Raw genomic sequence first — 8,351 nt, 5'->3', positions numbered from 1 at the left:
TCCAGCAGAGTCTGATCCATAGCTTTATATTGTAGGTGAGGCAGGCCCAGATCGCCTCCGTCTCCGCCTTGATCCGTCCCCGGAGATGGAACTGGCGAAGCCCGAACTTATCCTTTATCCATGCGTTGGGGAATTCGGCCACTTCCGATCTTTTCTTATAAATCGCCTTTGCCTCGGCAGTTTTCATCTTGGTGAGAAAGGCGGTGATTTTGGGATCGTTTTCAAAGCGACATACGCTTCTGCCTCCCTTCGTGTTCGGGCAGCAGGAGGGTTTCATGGGGCAGACTGCACAATCTTTCCCCAGGTAGTAATAAAGTGTCTTCCCCCGGGCTTTCTTTTTCTGTCTCAAGGGCAGAAGTTTTCCTTGGGGGCAGGTAAGGCAGTTCCTCTCCGGATCTAATCGAAACTTGTCGGGAAAGAAGTCTTCCTTTATTCCCCGGGAGCGCAATTGGATGATCGGAGACTGTGACGCGTCAGGCATGGAGCCGATGAGATCCACCCCTTTCTCATGGGCGGCGAGTATATCGCCCCTTGTAGTGAAGCCTCCGTCAACCACCATCTGATCGGGGAGGCATCCGGTAATCTTTTCGAGGGTGGTAAGGGCGGGTTCAATCAAATTATGGTCGTTTGGAGAGGCCGAGAGGGACACCCCTACGATAGCCTTCTCATGAGCGTCGGTAGAGAGTTGGAGGTTATAGCAGGGACACAGGTTCCCTCCCAGGCTCATGATCCTGCTTTCGGGGTCGGTGGTGCTTACCCGTTTCTGCGTATCTTTCTTCTTTGCGGCCACCTTTTCAAGCTCACCGATGGCACGGGAGAGCCGCTCTTTCCGTTCCCGGGCAGCCCTTTCTCTTGCCTTTCTTATCCGGGGGGTCATCTCCTCTTCCGACTCCACGGCCTTCACTTGAACCTCCGCCCGGGCAAGGTGGTCTTTGAGCGTCTTCTCCCTCCGGAAGGTACTATCTCCCGCGGAGGCCTTTATCTTCGTTCCGTCGTGCATGACCCTCTCCATGGTGATAAGCCCTTCATAGGAGAGTATTCCCAGGACCTGGACGAAGAGGTTACGGATCGATTCACCATAGGCGCTCCTGAAGTCGGCAAGGGTATGATAGTTGACGGGACGCATGCCGGTAAGCCACTGGAACGCGGGATCATATTCGGAGAGCCGTGCGATCTCGCGGGATGACCCTATTCCTTTTGAATATGAATAGATCCAGAGGCTCACCAGAAGACGGGGATCGAAGGCCGGAGCTCCTGCCTGTCCTTCCCTCGCATCGACCTGATCGTAGTAACAGCTCAGATCCAGCGAGCCGACGATCTCCCAAATGGCCCGTGCCTCATGGTCTTCGGGGATGAGACGCTCGATCTCTACGGGATGAAGGACCATCTGCCTTCTGTCGATCTTGCGAAGGCGGGGTCTTTTCTGCTCCTTCTTTTTCTCTTCGGGGATGGGGGAACTGCTACAGGGGAAGAGCGCGTTCTGATCCACTCGCAACCTCTCAAGTAATTGTATTTATAGGTATATTATACCAATTGAGGCGGAAGGATTCCACGGAAAAGTGCATGGAGAGGGAGATTATTTCACACGTTCCCGGAGCCGTACTCGATGTACGGAGGAGGGCCCAACCGGAGCATGGCGGTGCATATGGGGCCTGCGCCGAATTCCCGTGGCCGTCCAAGCACACACATGCCTTCCCGCCTTTCCGTCACTCGCCTTACATGATCCATCAGTTATTCAGACTTAGCGCGTCCACGATCGACTCCATCTCCGCGGCGAAGGTGCCGGTGGGGTGTCTCGTTACCAGGGGATGATGGGCATAGGAGGTGCTCTGCTCTATGGTGCGGTTTCTGGAGATGGTCCCTGCATGATCGATATCGATCGAGAGCCGCTGACAGGCGACCGAGCGCAGCGTGGAGGCTACCCTCCTCGCGGCGCGCTGATCGAAGCAGTGGTTAATCACCAGCCGCGGCCTGAAATCGAGTATCTCATCGGCAATCAAAGGGAGGTTTACAGGGTCTTCCCTTGCCACCTTCTCCAGCAGCGCCTGGATGGTCCTCGAATGACCCTTCTCCGATGCCCTGGTGCCGTCGGTCACTATTTCCTTCAGGGCCTCGTTTTTCCTCACAGGAAAGGTGGAATCGGCCATGAAGAGCCGGTTCAGCTTTCTCTGAAGGGCGGTCTTTATGAACCCATAGGCTTCGAGATAGGAGGACTGGTCGAGAGTGCTGAGCACGATCCCCAGGTCCGCGGAGAGGAAGAAGTCCAGGGTGTTGAAATCCGTCCCGGCCCCCAGGTCGAGGACCACATAATCTGCCTGTATTTTGCGGATACTCTCCAATAGGCGCATCTTTTTTTGAAAAGGTATGTTGGCGGAGCCGAGCTCCCCGCAGTCACCGGCAATAAGGACTGGTCCCTGGGCGCAATCGACTGCCGCATCATCGAGGGATGAGACCTTGCGGTTGAGAAAATCATTGAGGGTGGTTTCGGGAATGCGTTTGTGGCCGAGGTAGATGTGAAGGTCTGAGCCGCCGAGGTCCAGGTCCACCATAGCGGTCCTGAAGCCGAGGGAGGTGAGCACAATTCCGAGGTTTGCCGCGAATATGCTCTTGCCGATCCCGCCCTTGCCTCCGCCTACCGCGATGATCCTGCTCCTCGGGCCAGTGTCCTGCACGCAACCCGCCCTCTTTCCCCGAAAGAGCAGGGAAAGGTACTCGTAGGACCGGTTCAGCTCTTCCACGTGACGGGAATAGAAGTCGATCTCTTCGGGTTCTTTATCCTGATTCCGGTCGGGATGATAGGTAAATACATTTGCCCGATAGGCCTGCTTCACGTCTTCATAGGTGAGCTGCTCGAGAAAAGGGTAGCGCAGGCGGGTTTCCTCACGTTCAGAGACCACCTCGGAGCGCATGACTTTCTCACTCATAAACAAGTGGCAGCACGCGCGCTGGATCTGTCGTATCTCGTCCTGTGAATAGGTATGGGGCTGAAACATTTTTCCCTCCGGCAGGCCTTGCAGTGTCTGTTATATTATCGGATCGGGATTGAGAAGGTTAAATTGGGGCGCCGGAATTGATGGAACGATGGATTATGAAAACAGGCGTGTTCCGGGACGCCCGTTGCCGGAGCGCCTCGTTCCAAAGAGTGTGGTCCTGTTTTTGAGTCTCTATTGCTTCGACGAACCGTCGTCCCGGGCTACCCATACCTGATGCTCGGGCACCCAGACGCTGCCCGTCCACTGGCCGGGTACCAAAACCCATTCTCCCGGAGGGGCTTCTTTTGTGGTCTCAGGACCGTATTTCGCGGTGAATGCCGGATCAGGATAGGCATAGGCTGCGTGGGGATCGGGGACGGGCGCAGGAGGGGGGCTTCGTCTTCCCTGGTCCGCAATAATCGTACCGACGAGGAGGGCAGCCACCAGGCCGCCCGCAATGGCCGCGCCCACGCCCCAGCCATTGCCGTAGCAACAGCCGCCGCGATAGCCGTAATAGTAGCCGTTGGACCATGAGAACCCATAGGCGGGAAGGGTCAAGGAAAGGCCCGCCACCACTATCATTATGAAAGTAATTCTTTTTTTCATGTCACACCCCTTTGCTCTAAGGGAAGTATAGCACCTTTTGCCGTTGCCATAAAGGTATGAACCGATTAAGCTCGCCCGCTCTTTCAGGTGAAGGCGCATGCATTCCCGGGGGAACAGTTAACCTTTATTTTTTATTGATTAACAATATCAATCGTTTTATTATTATGCTCCTTTTAGCCGCCCCGGTTGTGCCTCATGCGAAGAGGCATGGAACAGGCGCTTTGGGAGGGGCGGAGAAAGGAGAAATGGTAGGGAGGAAAGAATGAAGAAATCGATAGGACCGAACACCCTGCTCTACCCGACGCCCTCGGTGGTGGTGGGAACATATGATAAGGAAGGGAAGGCAAACGTCATGACCGCCGCATGGGCGGGCATATGCTGCTCCGAGCCGCCCTGCATTGGTATATCACTACGGAAGGCGACTTACACCTATGGAAACATCGTAGAAAGGAAGGCCTTTACCGTATGTATCGCTTCGGAGAAGTACGTGAAGGAGGTCGATTATTTCGGGATTGCCACGGGTAAGAAGGTTGATAAATTAGCCGTCGCCGGTCTCACGGCGGCCCCGAGCACTGCGGTAGACGCTCCTTATGTGGAGGAGTTTCCCTACGCCCTCGAATGTGCACTCATCCACACCATCGAGCTCGGCCTCCATACTCAGTTCATCGGCAGGATAGTCGATGTGGTCGCGGAAGAATCGGTGCTCGATGCAAAAGGAAAGATCGATCCCGAAAAAGTGAGACCCCTCGTATTCGCTCCAGGATTCAAGCAGTATTACTCTCTCGGAAGGGCGTTGGGAAGGGCATTTTCCACGGGAAAAGACCTATTATAGCCGGAGCCGGCCCGTCACTTTGTCTGCAATGAATCGAGCCTGTTGGAGGCCATCCTCTCCACGAGGTCCCTGAGGGTGCCGTCCTTCTGCATCTCTTCGATGACCGCATCAATTTTCTTAAGGAGCGTACGGTCTCCTTTTCGTACCGCAATCGAGATTTTATCGGTGCTCAAGGTATCGCCAAAAGGCTCGATGTCCACGTGGAGTCTGTTTTTGGCATACATGCCTGCCACATCATCGGTGATGATGGCGTCCACCTCTTTTTTCCCCAAGGCCACAACTGCATCATCGTTTGTCTTGTACCGGCGGAGCTGCGTGATCCCCTGGGCCTTTGCATCGTCCTCGAAGGTGGTCTCACCCATGACCCCTACCGATTTATTCTTAAGGTCTTTTACGCTCTTGAGGGTTGAATCTTTCGGGACCATCACCTGCGATCTGGCGTAGTAGTAAGGGAGTGAGAAATCGACTACTTTCGCCCTTTCCTCGGTCACGGACATGCTTCCGAGGATGGCATCATACTTATTCCCTTTGAGGCCGTTGATGATATCCTCCCACTGGACCGTGACGATCTCAGCCTTGACCCCCAGCCTTTTTGCGAGCTCCCCTGAGAGAGCCACGTCAAAACCTGCCAGCTCACCCTTTGCATTACGATACGTGAAAGGTGGATATCCGGGGCCCGAGGCGATCCTGATGACCCCCGCCTGTTTTATCTTTTCCAGAGATTTATCGTTATCCGAGTGACATCCCATCAGGGATGTAAAGAGCATCAGCGCTGCAGTCGCTGCCATATAGAGCCGCATCCGTCCCTTCCTGTTCATGATCCTCCTTCCCTTTGAGCCCCTCCCATAGCGGCCCGGTCATATGTTCCAGTTGATTTTTTATAGTTGATTGTATTGAGAATTTCAAGAGTAAAGTCGTCACGAGGGTGAATTCCTCCGCGACCCGGCCTATGCACAGGGGCGCAATCGGGCCCTAGCCTATCACCAGGGTGTTCGATGTTTTAAACCCTTTGATCTTCCTGCCCCGCGCTTTTTCAAAGAAGAGTCTTACAAGGTCCCTGTCCTGGGGCTCTTGAATGAGTTTTTTTGTCTTCAGGTCATAGGCGAGGAATCTATTTTCCCGCCACAAGGCGGCTATGATCTCGCCATTGACGGGATTTCTCCCGGACCCGCCGGAGCGGACGAGATCGGAGAGGTCCGCAGGCGCCGGCTCCCGGTCGAGGGCGCCCTTCACCAAGTTGATGAACCTCGTCAATTTCATAAAGGTAAAGAGCGTCTCCCTCGGCATGAGGGGGTTTACGGGGACCATGGCGGCCGAGCGCATCGATTTGATGAGGCCCTCCCAGTTGTCGCCCACCTTCTCCTTAAAAATAGGACTTCCCGGGGCGAGGTAGAAGATGCTGGGCCCGGCAAGCAACCTCTTGCCCATGAGGAAGATCATTGTCTCCAGGACTTCCGCCGATGTCTGGCCGGGAAGGCCGATAATGAAATGGGCCTCCATGAGAAAGGGTGAAGCTTCAATATAAGGCAGGAGCGTGAGGAAATTGGCGGGAAAGGTCCTCCCCTGGTTCTTCATCACGGGTTTCGAGATATCGACGAGGGCGAAGTTGAGGCGCCGGAAACCGGCGGAGTACATCGTTTCGAGAGTCGCGCCGGTGAGGTTTCCCGTGTAAATGCCATTCATGGCCGAGAGGGTGAGGCCCGTGCCCTCAAAGAGGCCCAGGACCTCGTGAAAGAACCCCGTGTCGAGGTTGAGCATGTCGTCTTCGAAATCGATCGCCTTTATGTCGAGGTCCAGGCATTCTCCGATCTCCCTTTCCATGGATTCGAGACTTCTCCTGCGATAGGGCACCGCTGGTTTTCCGCAAAAGGCGCACTGGAACGGGCAGCCCCGGGAGGTGAGGAAGAAGGTGTAATTTTTTTTTCCGATGCGGTAGGCCGAAGGGTCCAGAAGGTCGCGGGCGGGGAGAAGATCGATATCCTCTTCCACGGAAGGCTCCGAGATACGGTAATCATCTCCATCCCGCTCACACAGGCCGTCTATATCCCTCGCGTGGGGGCGTCTGCCGGCTGCGAGTGCCTCTATTAACCGGACGAGCGGCGTCTCCCCCTCGCCCCGAATTACGTAATCGACATAAGGAGAGGAGAGGCAATGGCGGGGAAAGAGGGTAGGGTGAAGGCCCCCCATTATGGTGACGATCTCTTCTTTTATGCCTTTGGTTATACGGGCTATTTCGAGCGCTTCGAGTGAATAGGTGGTGAACAGCGATGAGATACAGACCACGTCCGGATCCGCCTTCCTGATCTCCTCCTCGATCTCGTGTGCATTGAGGCCGAAGCGGTAATAGGCGCCGAAAAAGGAGAAAGGGGTGCGGATCCCCTCCTGGTAGAAAGGAGTAAGGTCTTCGAAGGGATGGGTTTGGAGTCGTTGTGCCTTGCGATTGCTTCTTAAATCTAGGACCGCCGTCTCCGCCTTGTCCCTGATCCGGGCCGCCAGATAGAGGAGCGAAAGGGGGTAGGTCCGTATGGAGGTGTCATAAAAATCCTCGATAGGAGGCTGAAGGAGAAGCACTTTCACGGCAAAGAGTATAATACCTATTCCCCTTGATGCATAGGAATATATTGAGGGACGGCTAAGCCCCTCAGTCTCGATCAAAAACCCCTTTAGCCGCAGATAACTTCGGATAAACGGGATAAAGGCAGATGAATTGAGAATGATTTCTATTTGCCCGGCCGATTCTGGCCGGTCAAATACTCTCGGCCCTGCGGGCCGGAGAGTGTCCAACCGGTAATGTCACCGGTGGGACAGAAGAGACGCTCTTTATCCGCCCTATCCGGTTTTATCTGCGGCGAGAAAAGTTTTTGAACTGAAACTGAGGGCTTACGGGGCTGCTCCGAAATCCTGAAAGGACTGGGAGGGACGGCGCGAATTCCGCGACGACCCGGCCTTAGGAGCGGTACTCCTTCACTGCGTACCCTGCGTAGGAATTCATCGTATTGTTACTCAGGTGGAAGGCCATCCTCCGGCCCAGTTCGCGGTAGGTGATCGCTCCCTTCCTGGCCCGGACGAGGTTGAGGTAATTTGAGAGAGGGTTGCCGCCCGGGGAGATGCCTCTTATCTCCTTGTTTGTCAGGCCCCGGCGCTCCAGCATGACGGTCAGCTCCATGGGGGTGATGAACCTGTTCCACTCATGGGCATTCGCCACGGCAAAGGCTGTCGACTTCCACTCCTGCATGACTTTGATCGTGGCAATTTTACTCGCGAAGGTCCTGTTGATGGTGTCGTAAAAAAAGACGCCTCCCGGTGCGAGGACGCGGGAGACCTCACCCACTATCTTTTCCGGATCATCGACGTGCTCGAGGACATCGCAGCAGCAGACGAAGGCAAAGGAGCCGTCGCCGAAAGGGAGGTCCTCTGCGGGCGTGACCCTGTAATCGATGACGAGTCTCTCCTGCGCCGCGTGCGTCTTCGCCGCCTCGATCGTAGCGGGCGAGCGATCGACCCCGGAGACCGCCATCCCTATCCGGGCAAATTCCTCGGAAAGAAATCCCCCGCCACATCCCACGTCGAGGAGCCTTGCGCCTCGGCAATCGATTTTAAGGACGTGATCGAGGATAAATTTGAAATATTTGAATCTCACAGGATTTATAAAGAACCTGAGAGTCGAGAAAAGCGGCTCGTCGTCATCCCACCACGAATGGGCGAGTCGCTCGTACACATCATTATCAACAGCCATGGGCGATCGGTCCTCCTTAGAACATCTTATCCATCCTGGTGCAGCCATGATGCCTGCGCCCCATCCACCACCTGCTCATTTCAATTATCGGTTCGGCAGCGGAAAGAAGTCAATATTTTACCTCTGCGGACTCATGTCGTTCCTCAGCCGAATAGAAGAAGGTCGACGCCCGTTCGGTACCATTATTTAACCGTGTCCAGGTTCT

The 8,351-nt window shown here is 55.0% G+C and carries 7 protein-coding genes; 1 reads left to right on the top strand and 6 read right to left on the bottom strand.

Annotated elements, in window-relative coordinates; all coding sequences use genetic code 11:
- From VGJ94_06365 to VGJ94_06355, 3 genes are all read right to left on the bottom strand, one after another.
- Positions 1 to 1,489: IS1182 family transposase (locus VGJ94_06365; GenBank protein ID HEY3276226.1), on the bottom strand; the 1,489-nt coding region annotated here is incomplete at its 3' end.
- Positions 1,490 to 1,727: 238 nt separating this feature from the next.
- Positions 1,728 to 2,993 (bottom strand): P-loop NTPase, encoded by a 1,266-nt coding sequence (locus tag VGJ94_06360; GenBank protein HEY3276225.1) that lies wholly within the window; start codon positions 2,991 to 2,993, stop codon positions 1,728 to 1,730.
- Between the two features lie 171 nt (positions 2,994 to 3,164).
- Positions 3,165 to 3,578, bottom strand: a complete 414-nt coding sequence (locus tag VGJ94_06355; protein HEY3276224.1) for a hypothetical protein — start codon at positions 3,576 to 3,578, stop codon at positions 3,165 to 3,167.
- A 262-nt stretch (positions 3,579 to 3,840) separates the two neighbouring features.
- On the opposite strand from VGJ94_06355, the gene VGJ94_06350 reads away from it, so the two are divergent.
- On the top strand, positions 3,841 to 4,410 hold the full coding sequence (locus VGJ94_06350) for a flavin reductase family protein (GenBank protein ID HEY3276223.1): 570 nt from the start codon (positions 3,841 to 3,843) through the stop codon (positions 4,408 to 4,410).
- 14 nt (positions 4,411 to 4,424) lie between these two features.
- On the opposite strand, the gene VGJ94_06345 is transcribed toward VGJ94_06350, so the two are convergent.
- From VGJ94_06345 to ubiG, 3 genes are all read right to left on the bottom strand, one after another.
- Positions 4,425 to 5,228, bottom strand: a complete 804-nt coding sequence (locus VGJ94_06345) for a transporter substrate-binding domain-containing protein (protein HEY3276222.1) — start codon at positions 5,226 to 5,228, stop codon at positions 4,425 to 4,427.
- Between the two features lie 154 nt (positions 5,229 to 5,382).
- On the bottom strand, positions 5,383 to 7,065 hold the full coding sequence (locus VGJ94_06340) for a cobalamin-dependent protein (GenBank protein HEY3276221.1): 1,683 nt from the start codon (positions 7,063 to 7,065) through the stop codon (positions 5,383 to 5,385).
- A gap of 292 nt (positions 7,066 to 7,357) precedes the next feature.
- Entirely contained in the window at positions 7,358 to 8,146 is a 789-nt protein-coding gene (ubiG, locus tag VGJ94_06335) for a bifunctional 2-polyprenyl-6-hydroxyphenol methylase/3-demethylubiquinol 3-O-methyltransferase UbiG (GenBank protein ID HEY3276220.1), read from the bottom strand.
- Positions 8,147 to 8,351 lie beyond the last annotated feature (205 nt).

The sequence above is a fragment of the Syntrophorhabdaceae bacterium genome, from assembly GCA_036504895.1.
In the GTDB taxonomy this organism is placed as follows: Bacteria; Desulfobacterota; Syntrophorhabdia; order Syntrophorhabdales; family Syntrophorhabdaceae; genus PNOM01.
This window is presented reverse-complemented; position numbering and strand designations above follow the sequence as displayed.

What these genes read in the sequence shown, in the direction of transcription:
- VGJ94_06360 (HEY3276225.1), bottom strand. Translation starts at nt 2,993, where the DNA reads ATGTTTCAGCCCCATACCTATTCACAGGACGAGATACGACAGATCCAG.
- VGJ94_06355 (HEY3276224.1), bottom strand. Translation starts at nt 3,578, where the DNA reads ATGAAAAAAAGAATTACTTTCATAATGATAGTGGTGGCGGGCCTTTCC.
- VGJ94_06350 (HEY3276223.1), top strand. Translation starts at nt 3,841, where the DNA reads ATGAAGAAATCGATAGGACCGAACACCCTGCTCTACCCGACGCCCTCG.
- VGJ94_06345 (HEY3276222.1), bottom strand. Translation starts at nt 5,228, where the DNA reads ATGAACAGGAAGGGACGGATGCGGCTCTATATGGCAGCGACTGCAGCG.
- ubiG (HEY3276220.1), bottom strand. Translation starts at nt 8,146, where the DNA reads ATGGCTGTTGATAATGATGTGTACGAGCGACTCGCCCATTCGTGGTGG.